Source organism: Leucobacter triazinivorans (assembly GCF_004208635.1).
GTDB lineage: Bacteria > Actinomycetota > Actinomycetes > Actinomycetales > Microbacteriaceae > Leucobacter > Leucobacter triazinivorans.
Genome location: NZ_CP035806.1, coordinates 706766 through 728321 on the forward strand (window position 1 = coordinate 706766; position 21556 = coordinate 728321).

The window sequence follows — 21556 nt, forward strand, 5'->3', positions numbered from 1 at the left end:
CCAAGCTCTACCGGGGACGGACCGCGAAGCCCTGGATCTCGATGAGCAGGTGCGGGTGCGGCAGCTGGTGCACCGCGACCGTCGTGCGGGTCGGGCCGCTCTCGTCGAAGAACTCGCCCCAGACCTCGTTGAAGCCGCCGAAGTCGTTCATGTTGACGAGGTAGCAGGTCGCCTGGGCGAGGTCTTCGAGGCCCGCGCCCGCGGCCCCCAGGATGTCCCGGATGTTCTCGATGACCGCGCGCGTCTGCTCCCGGATGTCGAGGTCGGTGACGCCGAGCGCGTCGACGTTCACCCCCCGGAACGTGTTGTCGGCATTGCGGCTGCTCGTGCCGGACACGAACACCAGGTCGCCGACGGTCTTGACGTGCGGAAAACGTCCGCGCGGAGCAGCCTTTCCCTCGATCACCAGTGCGTCATTCATCATTCATCGCCTTTCGAGACTCGGAGGCTTGCGGAGCCGACCCGCGCTACGCGGACGGCGGCGGTGGTCGCCCCGGCGAGCGGGACCGCGACGGTCGCGGCCCCCGCGAGCAGGATCGATCCGGCCGGGAGTGCGAAGCCGAAGCGGCGCGCCATGCGGCAGCAGGCGTCGTAAGCGCGCACGGGATGGCCGAGGATCGCGGCGGTCGAGCCCGTCGCGGCGACCTCGCCATCGATGTCGAGGCTCACCCCGAGGTTCGCGAGGCCCCGTGCGTCGAGTGCGCCGCTCTGGGCACAGTCGCCCGGGCCGCCGAGCGGCACCCAGGGGCCGAGTACGAAGCGGCTCGCGGAGGTGTTGTCGGCGATGACGTCCTGCAGCGAGAACGAGAAGTCGCGGTAGCGGGAGTCGATGATCTCCAGCGCCGGCGCGACCGCGGCGACCGCCTCGGTGAACGGCGTCTCCGCGCCGCCCGAGAGGTCGACATCGCGCCGCAGCAGGAACGCGAGCTCCGGCTCCACTCGCGGATGGATCAGCCCACCGAGGTCGAGCACCTCGCCGTCGCCCACCCGCATGCCGGCGGTCAGCGATCCGGCGATGACGTCGAACACGCCCATCTGCGCGGCCTTGGCCTGGTTCGTGAAGCCGAGCTTCATCCCGATGACCGGGTCGCCCCGCTCCTCTCGGAGCCGCACGACTCGGTGCTGCACCTCGTAGGCGGCCTGCTCGTCCATCCGCTCGTGCAGACCGAGCTGCGGGATCGCGCTCCCCGAGACGGCGGCGCGGTCGAGCCGGGTGGCCAGCTCGTCGAGGGTGTCCGGCCCGGCGCTCACGCGGCGCCCCGCTCCGCGACCAGGTCGAGGGCGACGTCGAGGATCATGTCCTCCTGGCCGCCGATCATGCGGCGGCGGCCCACCTCCAGCAGGATCGTCCGCGCGTCGAGGCCGTGGTCTGCGCCCACCCGCTCGGCGTGCCGCAGAAAGCTGGAGTAGACGCCCGCGTAGCCGAGGCTCAGGGTTTCGCGGTCGACCCGCACCGGACGCTCCTGCAGCGGCCGCACCAGGTCGTCGGCCGCGTCCTGCAGTGCGAACAGATCCGCACCGTGCTCCCAGCCGAGCAGATTCGCGACCGCGACGAACGCCTCGATGGGCGTGTTGCCGGCCCCGGCGCCCATGCCCGCGAGCGAGGCATCAACGCGGAACACGCCGTTCTCGACCGCGACCACGCTGTTCGCGACGCTCAGCGAGAGGTTCTCGTGGGCGTGGACGCCGATCTGGGTGTTGTCGTCGAGTACCTCCCGGTAGGCTCTCACCCGCTCCGCGACGCCGCTCATGGTGAGATTGCCGCCGGAGTCGGTGACGTAGACGCAGTGCGCCCCGTACGACTCCATCAGCTTCGCCTGGCGCGCCAGCTCGGCCGGATCGGCGCAGTGGCTCATCATCAGGAAGCCCGAGACGTCCATGCCGTTCTCGCGCGCCCAGGCGATGTGTTGGGCCGAGACGTCGGCCTCGGTGCAGTGGGTCGCGATCCGCACGCTCTGCACGCCGAGGCCGCGCGCCCGCTTCAGATCCTCGATGGTGCCGATGCCGGGCAGCAGCAGGGTCGTGAGCTTCGCGCGCTGCACGACCTCGGCTGCGGCGGCGATCCACTCCTCGTCGCGGTGCGCGCCGTGCCCGTAGTTCACGCTCGAACCGGAGAGCCCGTCGCCGTGCGCCACCTCGATCGCGTCGACGCCGGCCGCGTCGAGCGCGGCCGCGATCGTGCGCACCTCGTCGATGGAGTAGCGGTGCCGCACCGCGTGCATGCCGTCGCGCAGGGTCACGTCCTGCAGGTACAGGGTCGTCTCAGTCATGGGTTTCTTCCTTCCCCGCGGAGGCGCGCTCCACGAGCGCTTCCGCTGCCCGCAGCGCAGCGGAGGTCATGATGTCGAGGTTTCCGGCGTACTCGGGCAGGTAGTGGGCCGCGCCCGTCACCTGCAGGAACACCGAGACCTTGGTGCCGGCGAACGCTCGACCGAGCGCGGGCACGAACGCCTCGTCCACCTCATCGAACTGCACCTCTTGCTTCAGCACGTAGCCGGGGACGTAGCCCGCGACGTGCGCCACGGTCTGCTCGATGCTGTGGGTCACGGCCTCGCGATCCACGGGCCCGCCGCCGGGTGCGGTGGCGAGGCAGTACACCGTGTCGCGCATCACCATCGGGGGCTCGGCCGGGTTCAGGATGATGATCGCCTTCGACTGCTCGGCGCCTCCGACGAGCCGGAGCGCTTCGGAGGTCGTCTCGGTGAACTCATCGATGTTCGCGCGGGTGCCGGGGCCGGCCGACTTCGAGGCGATCGAGGCCACGATCTCGGCGTAGGCCACATCGGCGACGCGGGACACCGCGGCGGCGATGGGGACCGTCGCCTGCCCGCCGCAGGTCACCATGTTGATGTTGGTGACCCCCTCGGCGATCTGCGCGTCGGGCACGCCCGGCACCACGTACGGGCCGACGGCGGCCGGAGTGAGGTCTACCACGAGCCGCCCGCGCGCCTCGAGCTCGCGGGCGTGCCTCAGGTGAGCCCCCGCGCTCGTCGCGTCGAAGACGATCCGCACGTCGGCGAACTCGGGCATCGCGAGCAGCCCGTCGAGCCCCTCGTGGGTCGTGGCGACGCCCAGGCGGCGCGCGCGGGCGAGGCCGTCCGATTCCGGATCGATCCCGACCATCACCGCCAGGTCGATCCGCTCCGAGAGACGCGTGATCTTGATCATGAGGTCCGTGCCGATGTTGCCCGAACCGATGATCGCCGCTCCGGCTTTCATTCCGTCACACCTCCTGTGAACACAGCTGTCAGGTCTCCGAGCTCCCCGAAGTCGGCCCGATAGGCCCCGGGGCCCGTGACCGGGACCATGGGCCCGAGCGCGCCCGAGAGCACGATCTCGCCCGCGCACAGCGGCGTCTTGCGCCGCCGCAGCTCCCTGGCCAGCCAGGTCACCGCGATCGCGGGAGAGCCCAGGCAGGCACGGCCCGATCCCGTGCTCACGACCTGGCCGCGGTGCTCGAGCGACATTCCGAGACCCGGCAGGTCGAGGCCCTCCAGCCTGCGGGGCACCGTGCCGAGCACGACCGCGCCGCACGAGGCATTGTCGGCGATCGTGTCGAGGATCGTGATGTCCCAGTCGCGCACGCGGGAGTCGACGATCTCGATGGCGGGCAGCACGAACTCGGTCGCGCGAAGCACATCGGCCACGGTCGGCGTCGGCTGCTCGATGCAGGATCCGAGCACGAACGCGATCTCGGCCTCGATCTTCGGCTGCAGGAAGCCGCCGAGCGGGATCGGCTCGCCGTCGTGGTGGACCGTGTCGGCGAAGATCGATCCGAAGTCGGGCTGGTCGACGCCCAGTTGCTGCTGCACCGCGCGCGAGGTGAGCCCGATCTTTCGGCCCACGATCTGGCCGCCGCGGGCGATCCGATCATCGCTCAGGCGCTGCTGCACCTCGTAGGCGGCCTCGATGCCGCCCTCGGAGATCAGGGAGCGGATCGGGTCGCAGGGGGTGCGGGTCGCCCACGCCCGCCGCAGTCGTTCGGCGGCCTGCTCGATGCTCACGATGCCACGCTCACGTTCGTGATCGTGCTGTAGAAGTCGAGCGAGTAGCCGCCGCCCTCGCGCCCGATGCCGGAGCGCCCGGCCCCGCCGAACGGGGCGCGCAGCTCGCGCGCGTACCAGCTGTTGATCCAGGACAGGCCGACGCGCATCTGCGGGGCGACCCGGTGGGCGCGATCCACGTTCTCGGTCCAGACCGACGCGGCAAGGCCGTAGTCGGTGTCGTTGGCGAGCGCGACGGCCTCCTCCTCGGTGTCGAACGGCACGAGGCCCGCGACGGGGCCGAAGATCTCCTCGCGCATCGCTACGGCGGAGTTGTCGAGCCCGGTCCAGAGCGTCGGCGCGAACCAGGCCCCGGCGTCGGCGTCGAGGCCTGCGGGGAGCGACGGCCGCCCGCCGCCCGTGAGCAGCTGCGCGCCCTCCGAGATGGCGCCGGCGACCGCCGCCTCCACCTTGGCGCGGTGCGCCTGCGAGATCAGCGGGCCCGTCGTGGTCGAGCGATCCAGCGGATCCCCGAGCCGCAGCGCCTCGGCACGGGCCACCAGTTTCTCGGTCACCTCATCGAAGATCGAGCGGTGCACATAGACCCGCTCGGTGCAGAGGCAGACCTGGCCGGTGTTCAAGAAGACTGAGCGCTCGAGGCCGGCGACGGCGCGATCCACGTCGCAGTCCTCGAACACGAGCGCGGCGTTCTTGCCGCCGAGCTCGAAGGAGACCGGCAGCACGCGCGGCGCCACCGCGCGCATGATGGTGCTGCCCGTTGCCGTCGAACCGGTGAACGTCACCGCGTCGATCCCGGGGTGCTCGGTGAGGTACTGGCCGGCGGAGTCGCGGCCGAAGCCGTGCACCACGTTGAACACCCCCGCGGGGGCGCCGGCGTCGCGCATGACCTCGGCGAACAGCGTCGCGGTTGCCGGGGTCTCCTCCGAGGGCTTCACGATCACGGCGTTGCCGCACGCGATGGCGGGCGCGGCTTTCCAGGTCAGCGTGAGGAGCGGCAGGTTCCACGGCACGATCACCGCGACGACGCCGAGCGGCTTGCGGGCCACGTAGTTGAGCGCCTGCGGGGTGAGAAACGCGGGGGTGCCCTCCGAGAGCAGAGTGTCGGCGAACGTGCGGAAGTTGACCACGGCGCGCGTCACGTCCAGCGGCTCTGCGAGGATCCGCGGTTTGCCGGTGTCTGCGATCTCGGCGAGTACGAACTCCTCGAAGCGCTCCTCTACCAGGTCGGCGACGCGGCGCATCAGCGCGGCGCGCTCCGGGGCGGTCCAGTCGCCCCACGCTCCGTTCAGCGCCGCGCGCGCGGCGGTCACGGCGGCGTCGACGATGCGCTCGTCGGCCTCGTGCACGAGGGCGACGGTGCTTCCATCGATCGGGTTCAGGTCCGCGTAGGTCGAGCGCCCGTCGACGAACGCGTTGTCGATGAAGTTGCGGAATTCAGGTGCTGTGCGCGGCATACCGCTAAAAGTAATGCGGCGCTCCAGATCAATCTAATGCTCTTCCCCGGCCGAGGCTTGCCAGAATGGACATGCCTTCCGGCTTGCCCCAACCTCGCGAGAAGAGAGTAGACCCCGCCGTCGGGCAGGACGGCGGGGTCTACTGGCTTGCGGGGGCGGCTACGCGCTCAGGCGGTCGCGCAGCCCCTCGAGCTGGTCGCGCAGGGCGGCCGGCACGCGCTCGCCGAACCGGGCGAAGAACTCCTCGGTGAGGTCGGCCTCGGCGAGCCACGACGCGGGATCGATCGCGAACAGCTCCTCCATGTCGGCCTCGGGCACCTCGATGCCGTCGAGGTTGAGCTCGCCGGTGACGGGCACGGTGCCGATCGCGGTGGCGCGGCCCTCGACCTCGCCCTCGACGCGGCGGATGATCCAGTCGATCACGCGCGAGTTGTCGCCGAAGCCGGGCCACAGGAAGCGGCCGTCGGCGCCCTTGCGGAACCAGTTGACCTGGAAGATCTTGGGCGCCTTGTCACCCAGCTGCTCGCCCACCTCGAGCCAGTGGCCCCAGTAGTCGGCCATGTTGTAGCCGCAGAACGGCAGCATGGCGAACGGGTCGCGGCGCAGCTCCCCGACCGTGCCCTCCTGAGCGGCGGTCTTCTCGGACGAGACGGTCGCGCCGACGAACACGCCGTGCTCCCACGACAGCGACTGCGCCACGAGCGGCACATTCGTGGCGCGGCGACCGCCGAAGAGGATCGCGTCGAGCGGCACGCCGTTCTGCTCGTACCAGTCCTGCGCGAGGGTGGGCGTCTGCTGGATCGGCACGGTGAAGCGCGAGTTGGGGTGCGCGGCGGGGCGGTCGGCGTCGGGCGTCCAGTCGTTGCCCTGCCAGTCGACGAGGTGGGCGGGCACCTCGTCGGTCTTGCCCTCCCACCACACGTCGCCGTCATCGGTCAGCGCGACGTTGGTGAAGATGGTGTTGCCCCAGAGCGTCTCCATGGCCACGGGGTTGGTCGACTCGCCGGTGCCGGGGGCCACGCCGAAGAAGCCGGCCTCGGGGTTGATGGCGTAGAGACGGCCGTCGGGCCCGGGGCGCAGCCAGGCGATGTCGTCGCCGATCGTCTCGACCTTCCAGCCCGGGATCGTGGGCTGCAGCATCGCGAGGTTGGTCTTGCCGCAGGCCGAGGGGAACGCGGCCGAGAGGTGGTACGCCTTGCCGCTCTCGGTGTTGGTGAGCTTGAGCAGCAGCATGTGCTCGGCGAGCCAGCCCTCGTTGCGTCCCATCACCGAGGCGATGCGCAGCGCGAAGCACTTCTTCGAGAGCAGCGCGTTGCCGCCGTAGCCCGAGCCGTACGACCACACCTCGAGAGTCTCGGGGAAGTGGGTGATGTACTTGGTGTCGCTGCAGGGCCAGGCCGCGTCTTCCTCGCCGTCAGCGAGCGGCGCACCGACCGAGTGCACGGTGCGCACCCACTCGCTCCCGGGGGTGATCCCGTCGAGCGCCGTCTGCCCCATGCGGGTCATGATCCGCATGTTGAGCACGGCGTAGGGCGAGTCGGTGATCTCGATCCCGAGCTGCGTGATGGCACCGCCGACCGGCCCCATCGAGAACGGCACGACGTAGAGCGGACGGCCGCGCATGGCGCCGTCGAAGAGCGGCATGAGCTCCGCCTTCATCTCGGCGGGCGCGACCCAGTTGTTCGTGGGTCCGGCGTCCTCCTCCTTCTCCGAGCAGATGAAGGTGCGATCCTCGACGCGGGCGACATCGCCCGGGTGGGAGCGGGCGAGGAAGCTGCCGGGGCGCAGATCCTTGTTGAGCGGGATCAGGGAGCCCGCCTCGACCATCTCGGTGGTGATGCGGTTCCACTCGTCCTGCGAGCCGTCGCACCAGATCACCTCATCGGGCTTCGTCAGCTCGGCGACCTCGGTCACCCACTGCAGCACCTCCTCGTTGGCCGTGGTGGCGTTGGCGCGGACGAGATCTGCGATCGTGATCTCCTCGTCGATGACCTGGATGGCGCTCATGACGTTTCGTTCTCCTCGGTTTCACACACCGTGTCGGTGAAGAATCGGTGACATATCCATTCTCGGCAAGGGCTTCACCCTCCGTTCACCAATTCGGCTGGAAAAAATCCTTATTCTTGACGTATAGTCAAAACATGCCCCCCGAAGTGACTCCCACGCAGAGCGAAGCCGAGTTCGACCGCCTGCTGCTCGGAAAGCGGCTCCGGCACTTCAGAACCCGGGCCGGGCTCACCCTCGATCAGCTCGGCGAGCGGGTGGGTGTCGTAGCCAGCCAGCTCTCGCTCATCGAGAACGGGCGCAGGGAGCCGCGACTGGGGCTGCTGCAGAGCGCCGCCCGCGAGCTCGGGATCGATCCCTCGGAGCTGCTGAAACGGGAAGCGCCGGATCGCCGCAGCGAACTCGAGATCGAGTTGGAGCGCTCGCAGACCGCGCCCAGCTATCTGCGGCTCGGCCTTCCCCACGTGCGAGCGCCGCGCACGCTGGGCGACGACACGCTGGAGGCATTGGTGGGCCTGCACCGAGAGCTCGCCCGACGATCCCGCGCCGCCGCGACCACATCGGAGGAGGCGCGCCGCGCGAACACGGCCATCCGCATGCAGATGCGCGAGTGCGACAACTACATCAACGAGATCGAGCTCGTCGCCTCCGACCTCATGCGCCGCATCGGCCACACCACTGGCGCCGTCACCCACCGCGAGGTGGCCATGGCGGCGGAGCTGCTCGGGTTCACCCTCATCTTCGTCGACGAGCTCCCGTCGAACACGCGCAGCATCACCGATCTCGAGAACGGCCGCATCTACCTGCCGCCTGCGTCGATCCCGGGCGGGCACGGGCTGCGCTCGCTCGCCCTGCAGGCCATGGCGCACCGCGTGCTGGGGCACACGGAGCCGTCGAGCTACGGCGAGTTTCTCGAACAGCGCCTGCAGATCAACTACTTCGCCGCGGCCTGCCTCATGCCCGAAGCGCGCGCGGTCGACCTGCTGCAGCAGGCGAAGCGCAATCGCAATCTGGCGATCGAGGATCTGCGCGACGCGTTCGGCGTGACGCACGAGGCCGCCGCGCATCGCTTCACCAACCTCGCCACTCGCCACCTCGACCTGCGAGTGCACCACTACCGCGCCGACGGGGCCGGCGCACTGGTACGCGGCTACGAGAACGACGGCCTGCCGTTCCCCAGCGACGATTCCGGATCGATCGAGGGCGAGATGCTGTGCCACAAGTGGGGCGGGCGCACCGCGTTCAACCGCACCAACCGCACGAGCGAGTTCTACCAGTACACCGACACGCCGGCCGGCACCTTCTGGTCGAGCGTGCAGACGGGCGATGCCGAGCTGGGCCCCTTCGCGATCGCGTGCGGGGTGCCCTTCGACGACGCGAAGTGGTTCCGCGGGCGCGACACGAGCGAGCGCAGGGTCTCGACGTGCCCCGACGAGAGCTGCTGCCGCACCCCCAGCCCGGACCTGCTGACCCGCTGGCAGGGCAAGGCATGGCCCAGCGCGCGCATGCACGCGCACGTGCTCTCGCCGCTGCCCACCGGCACCTTCCCGGGGGTGGACGACACCGAGATGTACGAGTTCCTCTCGCGGCATGCGCCGGGCGATTAGCGGCGACGGTCGCCCTGCCTGCAGTCGCAGGATGCCCACCCCGTCATCCTGCGCGCAGGCGCAGGATCCACCGACATGGATCCCGCGACGCGCAAGCTCGCGCAGGATGACAGGCGACGCGCAGAACCCCACCCCGTCATCCTGCGCGAAGGCGAGGAACGAGCCGAAGTCGCAGGATCCACCAGCATGGATCCTGCGACTCGCAAGCTCGCGCAGGATGACAGGCGACGCTCAAGCTCGCGCAGGATGACAGGCGACTCGCAAGCTCGCGCAGGATCACAGAAGCAGGACGACGAAGCGGCGCGCGGGGCGGCCCAGAGACGCGCAGAACCCCCGCAGCGCCGCCGCGGGGGTTCACTCCTGAGACGCGCTCAGGGCTGCTGGGGTCGGATCGCGATCCCGAATCGACTACCCCTTGGGGCGGCTCGCGAACTCCTCGAAGATCGCGCGGGGCTGCTGCGTCGCTTCAATGTTGACGACGTCGCGGCCCAGGAAGAAGTGGCCGACCCAGCCGCCGAACACGCGCCACTTGCGCTCCCACGAGGGGATCGCGAGGCCGTGGTAGAAGCGGTGCGCGAGCCACGCGAAGTAGCCCTTCATGGCGAACTTGCCCGACTGGAACACGCCGGTGTTGACGCCGAGACCCGCGACAGCGCCCGCGTTCTTGTGGTTGTACTCGCGCACACCCTCGCCGCGCAGATCGGCGACGATGTTCTTCGCGAGCAGCTTGCCCTGGCGCACGGCGTGCTGCGCATTGGGCACGCAGAAGCCGCCGGGGCCGGGGGTCGGCGAGATATCGGGCACCTGCGAGGTGTCGCCGGCCGTCCAGGCCCCTTCGAGCGCCTCGCCCTCCTCCGTCGTGATCCGCAGCGTGGGGCTGCCGATGACGTGGCCGCGGGGGCCGATGGGCAGATCGGTGCCGCGCAGGAACGGGCGGGGCATGACGCCCGCCGTCCAGACGATGAGGTCCGACTCGTACTGCTCGCCGGTCGAGAGCTCGATCTTGCCGTCGACGGCCGAGGAGAGCTGCGTGTCGAGGTGGATCTCGACGCCGCGGCGGGTCTGATCCTTGACCACCCAGTCCGCCGTCTCCTGGGAGACCTCGGGCATGATGCGCCCCATGGCCTCGACCAGGTGGAAGACGGTCTCGTCGAAGGCGATCTCGGGGTAGCGGCGCAGCAGCGACGTCGCGAAGGAGCGCAGCTCGGAGATGGTCTCGATGCCGGCGAAGCCGCCGCCCACCACGGTCACGGTGAGGAGCCGCGCCCGCTCGGCGGAGCCCTGGGGCAGCGAGGCGGCGCGCTCGAAGTTGCCGACGAGGCGGTCGCGCACTGCGACGGCCTCTTCGATGGTCTTCATGCCGATCGCGTTGTCGGCGATACCGGCGATCGGGAAGGTGCGCGAGACCGATCCCGTGGTGACCACGATGTGGTCGTAGGCGAAGTCGAAGGCCTCACCCACGTTCGGCGTGATCGTCGCGGTCTTCTGCGCGTGCGAGATGCCCGTCACCTTGCCCGCGATGTTCGCGGTGCGGCTCAGGTGCCGGCGACGCGCCACGACCGCGTGACGCGGTTCGATCGACCCCGCGGCCACCTCCGGGAGGAACGGCAGATAGGCCATGTAGGGCAGCGGGTCGACGATCGTCACCTCGGCCTCACCCGCACGGAGCAGCTTCTCGAGCTTCCAGGCGGTGTAGAAGCCGGCATAGCCGCCGCCAACGATCAGAATCTTCTTCGCCACGAAGCGGTCTCCTTGATGCAATGAGCGTGATGTCAGCCCGACGCGCGGGCACAGAAAAAAGCGGGCGTCATGCACCCACGGCCTCAACTCTACCGGTATTCGGCGGCGAGTTCTGCCGCTTCAGCGGAAACCCCGCAAAAAACGCGCGATCCGATCGAGAAACCGACATGACGCCGCAGCTCCTGCGGCCCTAGGTGCTCCAGCCGCACCGTTCGAGCGCCAGATCGCCGATGGGGTTCACCCCGGGGCCGGCCGCGAGCGCGTGCCCGATGAGCGCGTGCAGGCACTTCACCCGGCTGGGCATGCCGCCGGCGCTGACACCGGCGAGCTCGGGCACCTCGCCCACGCTGTCGCGATCCGCGATGTACTCCTCGTGCGCACGGGCGTACTGCTCGCGCACGCTCTCGTCATCGGCCAGGAGGGCGTTGAACTCGGCCATCACCCCGGCGGCCTCGAGCCGCGAGGCAGCCGCTACCGCGTCCGGGTGGCAGAGGTAGTAGAACGTGGGGAACGGCGACCCGTCGGGCAGGCGCGGTGCGGTGGCCACCACGGCCGGGCTCCCGTCGGAGGCGCGGGCAGCGATGCCGACGACGCCGCGCGCCTCGCGACCCAGCTGCTCGCTCACCACGGCGATATCGGCCGGGGTGGGCGGTTCGTACGGCGGACGTGTCATGCGGTGCTTCCTTCGGTTCTGATGTTCCGGCACGGCACGAGCGCTTCTCGCGCGCGTGCCGTGCCCGGGATACGGCGCCCGGCTACCCGCCGGGCTGCTGATCGGTGGATTCTGCGGGATCCTCGGGCGCGGCGTCGGGATCGGCGCCGCCGAGCTCCTCGGGCGTCGCGTCGGTCAGCCCCGCGCTCAGGAACGATGACGCGAGCCCCTGCGCCCAAGTGCTCTCGATGCGCGAGAGCTCGGCGCTGGTCTCCTCATCGGATTCGGCGGGCAGCACGACATCGTCGATCACGTTCAGCTGGGTCTCCCCCGGCATCACGTAGAAGAGGCGATCCCGCGCCTGGGAGCGCACGTAGACGGGATCCTTCCACTTCGCGCGCTCGGCGTCGATCTCATTCACCGCGTCCTGATGCTGCCGCACGCTCTCGCGGAGTTCCGCGATCTCACGGCGCTGCTGCACGTAGGTGGAGATGCTCGGGCTCACGATCAACGCGCCGGCGAGCACGAGCACCACGACCAGCGCGGTGAAGCCGCTGAAGCGCAGGCTCGAGGCCCACGCGCCCAGGTCTTCGGCCCAGCGCCGTACCGTGCCGTTCCTGTCCGTCATTCAGAGATCCTCGATTCGACTCGCTGCGCTCGCTCAATCAGCGGGCGACGCGCTGCGCTCGGTCACGGGGATGCCCGGCCGATCGGCGTCAGGCCGAGAAGCGCGGGAACGCGCCCCGCCCGGCGTACGTCGCTGCGGCGCCCAGCTCCTCCTCGATGCGGAGCAGCTGGTTGTACTTGGCAACGCGGTCGGACCGCGCGGGCGCGCCGGTCTTGATCTGACCGCAGTCGGTGGCCACCGCGAGGTCGGCGATCGTCACGTCCTCGGTCTCGCCCGAGCGGTGCGACATCACCGCGGTGTAGCCGGCGCGCTGCGCGAGCTGCACGGCGTCGAAGGTCTCGGTGAGCGTGCCGATCTGGTTGACCTTCACGAGGAGCGAGTTGGCGACGCCCTTCGCGATACCGTCGCCGAGTCGCTCAGGATTCGTGACGAAGAGGTCGTCACCGACGAGCTGCACCCGAGCGCCGAGCTCGTCGGTGAGGTGCTTCCAGCCGTCCCAGTCGCTCTCGTCGAGGGGATCCTCGATCGACACGAGCGGGTAGCGGTCGAGCAGATCGGCGTAGTACGCGGTCATCTCGGCCGCGGTGCGCTCCTGGCCCTCGAAGCTGTAGACGCCGTTCTCGTAGAACTCCGACGAGGCGACGTCGAGCGCCACGGCCACGTCTCGGCCCGGCTCGAGGCCCGCACGGCGGATCGCCTCGACGATCAGGTCGAGCGCCTCGGCGTTGGTCGGCAGATCGGGGGCGAAGCCGCCCTCGTCGCCGAGCCCGGTCGACAGGCCCTTCTCGTTGAGCAGTGCCTTGAGCGCGTGGTAGACCTCGACGCCCCAGCGCAGCCCCTCCGAGAAGGTCTCGGCGCCGAGCGGCACCGCCATGAACTCCTGGATGTCGACGCCGGTGTCGGCGTGCGCACCGCCGTTGATGATGTTCATGAGCGGCACGGGCAGCGTGCTCGCGTTCGGGCCGCCCAGGTAGCGGTACAGGGGCAGCTCGGCCGATGCCGCCGCGGCGTGGGCCACGGCGAGGCTGACACCGAGGATCGAGTTGGCGCCGACGCGCGACTTGTTGTCGGTGCCGTCGACCTCCTTGAGCACGGTGTCGATGATGCGCTGATCATCTGCGGCGAAGCCCTCGATGGCCGGGGCGAGCTCGTCGAACACCGCGTCGACGGCCTTCGTGACGCCCTTGCCGAGGTAGCGATCCTTGTCGCCGTCGCGCAGCTCGTAGGCTTCGAAGGCGCCGGTCGAGGCACCGGAGGGCACCGCGGCGCGGCCCACGGAGTCGTCGGTCAGGCCGACCTCGACCTCAACGGTCGGGTTGCCACGTGAATCGAGGATCTCTCGCGCGATCACCGCGTCGATAAATGCCACCATGCGCTCCTTGGGTCTGTGCCAGTGCTTCGGATGTCGAGCAGAAGTGTGCGACGGGCACGGTTCTCCCGCCGCACACCAGTCTAGCGGCCGTCCGTCGCCGGGCCGGGCGACTGGCGACGCACACACCGATCAGGCGTCGACGGGGGTGAACGCGTCGGGCCCGTCCTCGGCCGCAGCGGGGTCCATGTACAGGAACTCGAGCACGTTGCCGTCCGGATCCTCGAGGTCGCGGGAGTACATGAAGCCGAGATCCTGCGGGTCCTTCGGCTCGCTGCCGCCCGCGGCGAGCCCGGCGGCGAGGATCTCGTCCACGGCCTCCCGGGATTCGCGCGAGAGCGCGATCAGCACCTGCGCCGTGGTCTTCGCGTCGGCGACGGTCTTGTCCGTGAAGGTGGCGAAGTACTCCCGGGTGAGCACCATGAAGAAGATCTGCTCATCCCAGACGACGCAGGCCGCGTTCTCGTCCGTGAAGAGCGGATTGATCTCGCATCCGAGTGCCGTGTAGAAGGCTTGGGACCGCTCGAGGTCGTCGGTGGCGATGTTGACGAAGATCTGCGTACTCATTCGATTCCTCCCGCTGCGACCGCCTCGGGTGTGCGGCACACTCGACAGGGTCGCACCATCGACCGCGCAGGTCAATGCGCTCCGGGGGATCTCGCGTCGCTGCTCAGCCGTCGAGCGCGCGCAACTCGAGCTCGCCGGGCTCGCGCACGCCGGCGCGCACGGTGGCGAAACTCGTGAACCCCTCTCCCGCCACTCGCGCGAGCAGCGTCTTCATGTTCTTCTGCCGCTTCTCGAGCCGCACGCGGTGCCCCTGCGCCACGAGCTCGCGCTTGAGGGCGAACAGCTCGTCGAAGGCGACGTCGGCGTCGTGCACCAGCACGACCGCTTCGGGTCCCGTCCGCTCGGGCAGGTCGATGAGGTCCACCACGCGTTCGAACCCGATGGAGAAGCCGACCGCGGGCACGTCTTGCCCGAGGAAGCGCCCCACCATGCCGTCGTAGCGGCCGCCGCCGCCCACCGAGCTGCCCGATCCCGGGTGCGCCACCTCGAAGATCGTGCCGGTGTAGTAGCCCATTCCGCGCACGAGCGTGGGGTCGAAGCGCACCGAGACGCCCTCGGGCAGGGCGCCGTTCAGGGCGTCGCCGAGGGTCGCCAGGCTCTCGATGCCGGTCGCCGCGCCCGGGTTCTCGGCCGCGCCGGGCAGCGACGCCTCGATCGCGGCGCGCTCGAGCGGGATCCCGCCCCCCTCGAGCGCCGGTTCGACGGCCGCGAGCACCTCGCCGAGCCGCTCGGCGGAGGCCGCGTCGATCTCGCGCAGCTCGTCGACCACGCCGGCCGCACCGATCTTGTCGAGCTTGTCGACGGTGATGAGCGCGCGATCGTGGGTGTCCGCGGGGAAGCCGCAGTGCTCGAGGAGCCCGAAGAGGATGCGCCGGTCGTTCACGCGGATCACGCAGCCCTGCAGCCCCAGCTCGGCGAGCGCCTGCGAGGTCGCGGTGATGAGCTCGATCTCGGCCAGCAGCCCCGGCTCGCCGATGATGTCGATGTCGGCCTGCACGAACTGGCGGTAGCGCCCCTTCTGCGGGCGCTCGGCGCGCCACACCGGCGCGATCTGGATCGCGCGGAAGACCGGCGGCAGCTCGGCGCGGTGGCTCGCGTAGAAGCGGGTCAGCGGCACGGTGAGGTCGAAGCGCAGGCCGAGATCGGCGAGCTGCTCGGCGTTGCCGGCCTCGGTGGCCGCCTGCAGCTGCTCCGGGCGGATGCCGCGCTTCAGGATCGAGAAGCTGAGCTTCTCGTTGTCGCCCCCCAGCCCGGCGTGCAGACGCGCGTAGTCCTCGACCACCGGGGTCTCGATCTCGTCGAAGCCGTGGGCGCGGTAGACGCGCTTGATGATGCCGAGCGCGTGCTCGCGGCGGGCCTTGTCTGCGGGGAGGAAGTCGCGCATGCCGCGCGGCGGGTTCACGGGGTTGGCCATGGTCACCTATTCTTCCATGCCCGCGGTGCATGCCTGTTCCTCGGCCATGCCCGCGGCGCACTCCCGTTCCGCAGCCAAACCAGGAGTCGCGTTGTGCCGCTCTCCCCGAAGCGATGCGGCCATTTGCGACTCCCACCTCGTGGAGATGCCGCTATCCCCCGCGGCCGTGCGGCCAGGTACAGCTCTCGGCTCATGCGCGAACGCGGAGTCTCAGATGGCTGCTTCAGCTGAAATCAAGCAGCCATCTGGGACTCCGCTTCGAGGCGGTACCGCTGCAACCATCAAGAGACTTCAACTTGTATCACTCATGGAATACAAGTTGTGCTAGGTTTGCGACACAAGATAGATCTCTCATCGGAAAGGCGCTCATGGACGTCACGTATTGGTACCGCATCGTGCTCGGGTTCATCCCGACGCCGGTGATCGAGGCTCCGATCCTCATCGGCCTCGCGCTCTTCGCGCTCACCTGGCTGAGCCGCGGCCCGTGGGTCACCCTGCCGGGAGACGCCCATCGCCGCTTGCTACTGACGCGGATCGGGATCTGGGGCTCGCTCTCCATCGTCGCCGTCGCCACGACGGTCGGCCTTGTCGCCGCGTTCGCGGGATACGATCCGACCGGCGTCGCCGGGTGGTGGCGCCGCCCCGCTCCCGTCATCGCCGCCGCCCTGGCGATCGGGGTCGCCGCCCTGCTCCTCGCACGCGAACCGCTTCCCGCCCCCGGCGAACGAGCGATCACGCCTCGTCGCCACTGGTGGAGCTTCGCACCGAAGGGACAGCTCTGGCTCGCGATCGGTTCGGCGGTACTGCTCACCCTCACCTCCGTCTGGCAGGGCTTCACCACCACTCTGCTGCCGACCGGGGCGCAGATGATCGGCCGCCCGACCTCAGACGGCGGGACACTGATCACCTCGGTCGCCCCCGAGGATCGGATCCTGCCCGACGGCCCCTTCGTCGATAATCCCTCAGGCGGTGGGTGGCTGAACAACGGCGTAACCCTGGCCGTGCTCGCCATTCTCTTCGCGATCCTCATCACCGCGCTCGCCCAAGACGCCAACAGGCCGATCCCCGCGCGCAGCAGCGCACCCGGCATCCGCGAGTCACGCGAGGCGACCGCCAAGATACTCGTCGCGCTCGCACTCGGCGGCACGATCATCACACTCGGCATGCTGTGGATGTTCGTGGGCTACCTCGGCGGCTGGCAGGTCACAGTCGAGGCCTCGAACGACTCAGCTCCGGGACTGCCGCAGGACGAACTCGGACTCATCTCTCTCACCCCAGATTTCGCGGGCTTCGCAGGGATTTTCCGCTTCGGAGGCTGGTTCCTGCAGGGTATCGGCGTCGCACTGCTGCTGCGGCTCGCGGTCGACATCTGGCGCACGAACCGTCGGAGAGACGCGCAGGACTCTGAACGCGCTCACGAGGATCCCACGACTTCCTCCCCCACCGCGGCCGAGGCAGCGCGATGACACCCGTGAACCCGGACTCCCCGGCCCCGCGCACGGCCGACGACATCGCCGAACTGTTCCGCGGCGCGATCCGGTCCGGTCAGCTGGGCGACGGCGAGCGCCTGCCCACCGTTCGCCAGACCGCGCGGGACTTCGGGATCGCGCAGGGCACCGCGGCGAAGGCCTACCGGGCGCTCGAGCAGGAGGGGCTCGTCGCCACCCGCACCGCCGCCGGCACCCGCGTGGCTCCCGGCGCCTCGCGCGCTGCGGGCGTCGTGGTCGAGCGCGCCCGTGCGCTCGCCGAGGCGGCCCAGGCCGAGGGCACCGGCTTCGACGACGCGGTCGCGGTGCTCCGCGCGGTGTGGTCCGCCCCGGCGGAGTGATCCCGGGCCGCACCCAGCCCGCGCCCCGCAGACCCGGCCGCGTACTCGGCGAAACCGAGCCCTTTCTCTGAAACCGACATCTCCAGCGCCGACAATTCGCGCGGTTTGGAACATCGGGCTCGGTTTCGCGACGGAGCACGAGGATCCGAGGCAGGACCGCACCGCGGCGCGGCACCGGTCCGCCAGCACCGCGCCGCGCCGCTAGTGCTTCACCGGCGGCTCCGCACCGTACCCGGTGAGCGCCCGCACCTCCATCTCGGCTGCGAGCTTCGGCGACTCCCGCCCGGGATCGGTGACCGATCCCAGCCAGCCGAGGAAGAAGCCCAACGGGATCGAGATGATGCCCGGGTTCTTGAGCGGGAAGATCGCGAAGTCGACGCCGGCCCCGAGCATGGCCGTCTCGTTGCCCGAGACGACGGGCGAGAACGCGATGAGCAGCACGGCCGAGAGCAGTCCGCCGATCATCGACCACACCGCTCCGCGCGTCGTGAACCTCGACCAGAACAGCGAGTACAGGATCGTCGGCAGATTCGCCGACGCGGCCACAGCGAACGCGAGCGCCACCAGGAACGCGATGTTCTGCCCCTGCACCCCGATGCCGCCGAGGATCGCGAGCCCGCCGATCACCAGCGTCGTGATCTTCGCCACCTTCACCTCCTGCTTCGGCGAGGCCTGCCCCTTCTTCAGCACGCTGTTGTAGACGTCGTGCGCGAACGAGGCCGAAGCGGTGATGGTGAGGCCCGCGACGACGGCGAGGATCGTCGCGAACGCCACCGCCGAGATGAAGCCGAGCAGCAGCGGCCCGCCGAGGTGCAGCGCGAGCAGCGGCGCAGCCGAGTTCTGGCCCCCGGGAGCCGACGCGATCGTCTCGGGCCCGACGAGCGCGGCGGCGCCGTATCCCAGCACGAGGGTGAAGAGGTAGAAGATGCCGATCAGCCAGATCGCCCACACGACCGAGCGGCGGGCCTCGCGCGCGGTCGGCACGGTGTAGAAGCGCATGAGCACGTGCGGCAGTCCCGCGGTGCCGAGCACGAGCGCGAGGGCGAGCGACACGAAGTCGATCGGGTTCGCGCCGTACTGCAGGCCGGGGGCGAGGATCGCCGCGCCGTTCGCGTTCTCCGGGTTCTCCACAGCGGCCTCGAGCACCGCGCCGAAGCTGAAGCCCTTCAGCGCGAGCACCCACACCGTCATCGCGCCGGCGCCCGCGATGAGCAGCACCGCCTTGATGATCTGCACCCAGGTGGTGCCCTTCATCCCGCCGATGAGCACGTAGAGGATCATCACGACGCCGACCACCGCGATCACGAGCGACTGTCCGAGCGTGTCGTCGATCCCGAGCAGCAGCGAGACGAGCCCGCCCGCGCCTGCCATCTGCGCGAGCAGGTAGAAGAAGGACACCGCGAGCGTGGTGAGCGCCGCCGCCATGCGCACCGGCCGCTGCCGCAGGCGGAACGAGAGCACGTCGGCCATGGTGAACTTCGCGGTGTTGCGCATCAGCTCGGCGACGAGCAGCAGCGCCACGAGCCACGCGACGAGAAAGCCGATGGAGTACATGAACCCGTCGTAGCCGTTGATGGCGATCGCACCGCAGATGCCGAGGAAGGATGCGGCCGAGAGGTAGTCGCCCGCGATCGCGAGCCCGTTCTGCCGGCCCGAGAACGAGCGACCGCCGGCGTAGAAGTCGGCAGCGCTCTTGTTGCTGCGACTGGCCCGGATCACGATCACCATGGTGACCGCGACGAAGGAGAGGAAGATCGCGATGTTGAGCACCGGGTTCTGCTGCCCGGTGGATTGCTCGAGGTGCAGGATCGTCGCGTTCATCGGGGGCCCTCCTCGGTCTCTGCGGAGCCGCCCGGGACGGTTCCCGGCGACCCGTCGGCGATGCGCTCGAGCTCGGCTCGCAGCTCAGTGGTCGCCGGATCCAGCTTCCGATTCGCGAACGAGACGTACCACATGGTGATCCCGAAGGTCGTGACGAACTGGGCGAGGCCGAACCAGAGACCGATGTTCAAACCGAGGAACGGTCGCGCCATGAGATCGTGCGCATATGCGGCGAGCAGCACGTAGAGCAGAAACCAGACCATGAACGCCGCTGCGAGCGGGAAGACGAAGCGCCGGAAGCGGTGCTTGTACTCCTGGAACTCGGGGCGCACCTGGAACGCCTCGTAGTCGATGGGTGCACCCTCTTCGAGCGCACGGGAATCGGTGGACATGGGGCCTCCTTGCCTCATGGGGAATTTCGGGGAATGAGATTTCGGCTCGGCTCCGCCTCGCTCGATCAGCGCTGCCGGCCGGGCGCGCGTCAGCGCGGCACGGCCACCGTCTGCGTCGCGGGCGCCGAAACAGTGGCGGCGAGGGCCTCGATCAGCGCGTCGACGACACCGGGATCCTCGATCGTCGCAGGCACCGTATAGGGCTCGCCGTCGACGATCTGGCGCATGGTCTTGCGCAGGATCTTGCCCGAGCGGGTCTTCGGAAGGCGGTCGACGATCGTCACGTCGCGGAAGGCGGCGACCGGACCGATGCGTTCGCGCACCAGCCGCACGAGTTGCCCGGCGAGTTCCTCGCGCACCACGGTCTCGCCGTGCTTCAGCGTGACGAAGCCCGCGGCCCGCTGGCCCTTGAGGTCGTCGTGCACGCCGATCACCGCGCACTCGGCGACGGCGGGGTGGGCCGTGAGCACCTCCTCCAGCTGTCCCGTCGATAGACGGTGCCCCGCCACGTTGATCACGTCGTCCGTGCGCCCCATGACGAACAGGTAACCGTCCTCGTCGAAGTGGCCGGCGTCGCCGGTGGCGTAGTAACCGGGGAACGCCGAGAGGTAGGAGTCGACGAAGCGCTGTCGGCTGCCCCAGATCTCGAGCAGCGCGCCGGGCGGCAGCGGCAGGCGGATCGCGATGTTCCCCTCGACGCCCGGCGCGGTGATGTCGCGTCCCGTCGAATCCACGACGCGCACGTCGAACCCGGGCATGGGCAGCGAGGTGGATCCGGCCTTCGCCGGCAGTGTCTCGATGCCGAGCGGGTTCGCGCAGATGGGCCAGCCCGTCTCGGTCTGCCACCAGTGGTCCACCACGGGCACGCGCAGCCCGTCGTTCACCCAGTGCCAGGTCTCGGGATCCATGCGCTCGCCGGCGAGGTAGACGGCGCGCAGCGACGAGAGGTCGTACCCCGCGAGCGCATCGAGCTCGGGATCCTCCCGCCGGATGGCGCGCAGCGCGGTGGGCGCCGTCGAGAGGATCTTGGCCCGATACTCCGAGAGCACGCGCCAGAAGGCGCCCGCGTCTGGCGTGCCGACCGGTTTGCCCTCGTAGAGCACGGTCGTGCCACCGGCGAGCAGCGGGCCGTACACGATGAAGGAGTGGCCCACGACCCAGCCGACGTCGGAGGCGGTGAAGATCGTGTCGCCGGGCCCGAAGTCGTAGATGTTGCGCATGGCCCACGAGAGGGCCACCGCGTAGCCGCCGCTGTCGCGCACGACGCCCTTCGGGCTGCCGGTCGTGCCGGAGGTGTAGAGGATGTACAGCGGATCCTCGGAGCGCATCGGCACGGGGTCGGCGAGCGCGGCATCGGCCTCGAGCGACGCCCAGTCGTGCCACGCGATCTCGCGGTCTTCGGCGTAGTCGGCCGCCGATCCGGGCACCGCCTCGCGGTCGTGCACGATCACGGTCTCCACGCTCGACGCACCGCCCCCGCAGATGTCGAGCGCGCTGCGCACGAGCGGCAGGTAGGCGACGGTGCGGTTCGGCTCGATCCCGCCGGAGGAGGTCACCACCGCTCTCGGCTTCGCGTCCTGGATGCGCACGGCGAGCTCGTTCGCCGCGAAGCCGCCGAAGACGACGGAGTGGATCGCGCCGATGCGGGCGCAGGCCAGCATCGCGATCACGGCCTCCGGGGTCATCGGGCAGTAGATCAGCACCCGATCGCCGGCCGCGACGCCGACGGCCCGCAGGGCGCCCGCGAAGCGGGCGACGCGATCCCGCAGCTCAGCGTAGCTGAATCGCGCACGGGTGCCGGTCATCGCGGAGTCGTAGATCAGCGCGGTGTCGTCACCGCGACCGGCCGCCACGTGCCGATCGAGCGCGTTCGCGCAGACGTTCGTCCGCCCGCCGGGGAACCACCGCCACTCCGTTTCGCTCCGTTCCTCGAGCGCGGCGCTCGGCGGAACACTCCAGTCGATCCGCGCCGCGGCCTCCAGCCAGAATCCCTCGCGGTCGTCTCGACTGCGCTGCGCGATGACACGGTACTCGCCGCCGGACTCCTGTAGTTCGGGTGCAATCACTTGTTTCTCC

At 69.8% G+C, this 21556-nt stretch carries 19 protein-coding genes; 3 read left to right on the forward strand and 16 right to left on the reverse strand.

Features of this window, described 5'->3' with window-relative positions; all coding sequences use genetic code 11:
- Positions 1-7: 7 nt before the first annotated feature.
- The 7 genes from EVS81_RS03250 to EVS81_RS03280 form a co-directional block, all read right to left on the reverse strand.
- A complete protein-coding gene (locus EVS81_RS03250) occupies positions 8-421 on the reverse strand; it encodes a RidA family protein (protein ID WP_205879379.1) in 414 nt (137 codons plus the stop codon).
- Positions 421-1251, reverse strand: a complete 831-nt coding sequence (locus EVS81_RS03255) for a 2-keto-4-pentenoate hydratase (protein WP_130109112.1) — start codon at positions 1249-1251, stop codon at positions 421-423. Before EVS81_RS03255 ends, EVS81_RS03250 begins: the two co-directional genes overlap by 1 nt.
- Entirely contained in the window at positions 1248-2270 is a 1023-nt protein-coding gene (gene dmpG, locus EVS81_RS03260) for a 4-hydroxy-2-oxovalerate aldolase (RefSeq protein WP_130109113.1), read from the reverse strand. The genes EVS81_RS03255 and dmpG overlap by 4 nt, the downstream gene beginning before the upstream one ends.
- The gene (locus EVS81_RS03265; protein ID WP_130109114.1) at positions 2263-3219 is read right to left on the reverse strand and encodes an acetaldehyde dehydrogenase (acetylating); all 957 of its coding nucleotides are present in this window, start codon (positions 3217-3219) and stop codon (positions 2263-2265) included. The genes dmpG and EVS81_RS03265 overlap by 8 nt, the downstream gene beginning before the upstream one ends.
- A complete protein-coding gene (locus EVS81_RS03270) occupies positions 3216-4004 on the reverse strand; it encodes a 2-keto-4-pentenoate hydratase (RefSeq protein ID WP_205879380.1) in 789 nt (262 codons plus the stop codon). Before EVS81_RS03270 ends, EVS81_RS03265 begins: the two co-directional genes overlap by 4 nt.
- A complete protein-coding gene (locus tag EVS81_RS03275) occupies positions 4001-5458 on the reverse strand; it encodes a 2-hydroxymuconic semialdehyde dehydrogenase (protein WP_130109116.1) in 1458 nt (485 codons plus the stop codon). The genes EVS81_RS03270 and EVS81_RS03275 overlap by 4 nt, the downstream gene beginning before the upstream one ends.
- Before the next feature lie 159 nt (positions 5459-5617).
- Entirely contained in the window at positions 5618-7465 is a 1848-nt protein-coding gene (locus EVS81_RS03280; protein ID WP_205879381.1) for a phosphoenolpyruvate carboxykinase (GTP), read from the reverse strand.
- A gap of 134 nt (positions 7466-7599) precedes the next feature.
- On the opposite strand from EVS81_RS03280, the gene EVS81_RS03285 reads away from it, so the two are divergent.
- Positions 7600-9069 carry a helix-turn-helix domain-containing protein gene (locus tag EVS81_RS03285; protein WP_130109117.1) on the forward strand — a complete coding sequence of 490 codons (1470 nt, stop codon included), beginning with the start codon at positions 7600-7602 and terminating at the stop codon, positions 9067-9069.
- Between the two features lie 408 nt (positions 9070-9477).
- On the opposite strand, the gene EVS81_RS03290 is transcribed toward EVS81_RS03285, so the two are convergent.
- From EVS81_RS03290 to hisS, 6 genes are all read right to left on the reverse strand, one after another.
- Positions 9478-10809: an NAD(P)/FAD-dependent oxidoreductase gene (locus EVS81_RS03290; RefSeq protein ID WP_130109118.1), complete on the reverse strand. Its 1332-nt coding sequence runs from the start codon at positions 10807-10809 to the stop codon at positions 9478-9480.
- Between the two features lie 190 nt (positions 10810-10999).
- Complete coding sequence (locus EVS81_RS03295) at positions 11000-11482, reverse strand: DUF501 domain-containing protein (RefSeq protein WP_130109119.1); 483 nt, start codon at positions 11480-11482, stop codon at positions 11000-11002.
- Between the two features lie 82 nt (positions 11483-11564).
- Positions 11565-12089 carry an FtsB family cell division protein gene (locus EVS81_RS03300; protein WP_130109120.1) on the reverse strand — a complete coding sequence of 175 codons (525 nt, stop codon included), beginning with the start codon at positions 12087-12089 and terminating at the stop codon, positions 11565-11567.
- 88 nt (positions 12090-12177) lie between these two features.
- Positions 12178-13458, reverse strand: coding sequence for a phosphopyruvate hydratase (eno, locus tag EVS81_RS03305; RefSeq protein ID WP_205879410.1), 1281 nt, complete (start codon positions 13456-13458; stop codon positions 12178-12180).
- A 132-nt stretch (positions 13459-13590) separates the two neighbouring features.
- On the reverse strand, positions 13591-14025 hold the full coding sequence (locus EVS81_RS03310) for a VOC family protein (RefSeq protein ID WP_130109122.1): 435 nt from the start codon (positions 14023-14025) through the stop codon (positions 13591-13593).
- 103 nt (positions 14026-14128) lie between these two features.
- Positions 14129-15439 carry a histidine--tRNA ligase gene (gene hisS, locus EVS81_RS03315; protein ID WP_130109123.1) on the reverse strand — a complete coding sequence of 437 codons (1311 nt, stop codon included), beginning with the start codon at positions 15437-15439 and terminating at the stop codon, positions 14129-14131.
- A gap of 368 nt (positions 15440-15807) precedes the next feature.
- Here hisS and EVS81_RS03320 point away from each other — a divergent pair, with 368 nt between their 5' ends.
- Both EVS81_RS03320 and EVS81_RS03325 read left to right on the forward strand, forming a co-directional pair.
- Positions 15808-16905 (forward strand): hypothetical protein, encoded by a 1098-nt coding sequence (locus tag EVS81_RS03320; protein ID WP_130109124.1) that lies wholly within the window; start codon positions 15808-15810, stop codon positions 16903-16905.
- The gene (locus tag EVS81_RS03325) at positions 16902-17267 is read left to right on the forward strand and encodes a GntR family transcriptional regulator (protein ID WP_240739945.1); all 366 of its coding nucleotides are present in this window, start codon (positions 16902-16904) and stop codon (positions 17265-17267) included. The genes EVS81_RS03320 and EVS81_RS03325 overlap by 4 nt, the downstream gene beginning before the upstream one ends.
- Positions 17268-17468: 201 nt before the next feature.
- On the opposite strand, the gene EVS81_RS03330 is transcribed toward EVS81_RS03325, so the two are convergent.
- The 3 genes from EVS81_RS03330 to EVS81_RS03340 all read right to left on the reverse strand — a co-directional run bounded on the left by EVS81_RS03330 (position 17469) and on the right by EVS81_RS03340 (position 21546).
- Positions 17469-19088, reverse strand: a complete 1620-nt coding sequence (locus EVS81_RS03330) for a solute symporter family protein (protein WP_130109125.1) — start codon at positions 19086-19088, stop codon at positions 17469-17471.
- Positions 19085-19480 carry a DUF485 domain-containing protein gene (locus EVS81_RS03335; RefSeq protein ID WP_130109126.1) on the reverse strand — a complete coding sequence of 132 codons (396 nt, stop codon included), beginning with the start codon at positions 19478-19480 and terminating at the stop codon, positions 19085-19087. The genes EVS81_RS03330 and EVS81_RS03335 overlap by 4 nt, the downstream gene beginning before the upstream one ends.
- 89 nt (positions 19481-19569) lie before the next feature.
- The gene (locus EVS81_RS03340) at positions 19570-21546 is read right to left on the reverse strand and encodes an AMP-binding protein (RefSeq protein WP_130109127.1); all 1977 of its coding nucleotides are present in this window, start codon (positions 21544-21546) and stop codon (positions 19570-19572) included.
- Positions 21547-21556 lie beyond the last annotated feature (10 nt).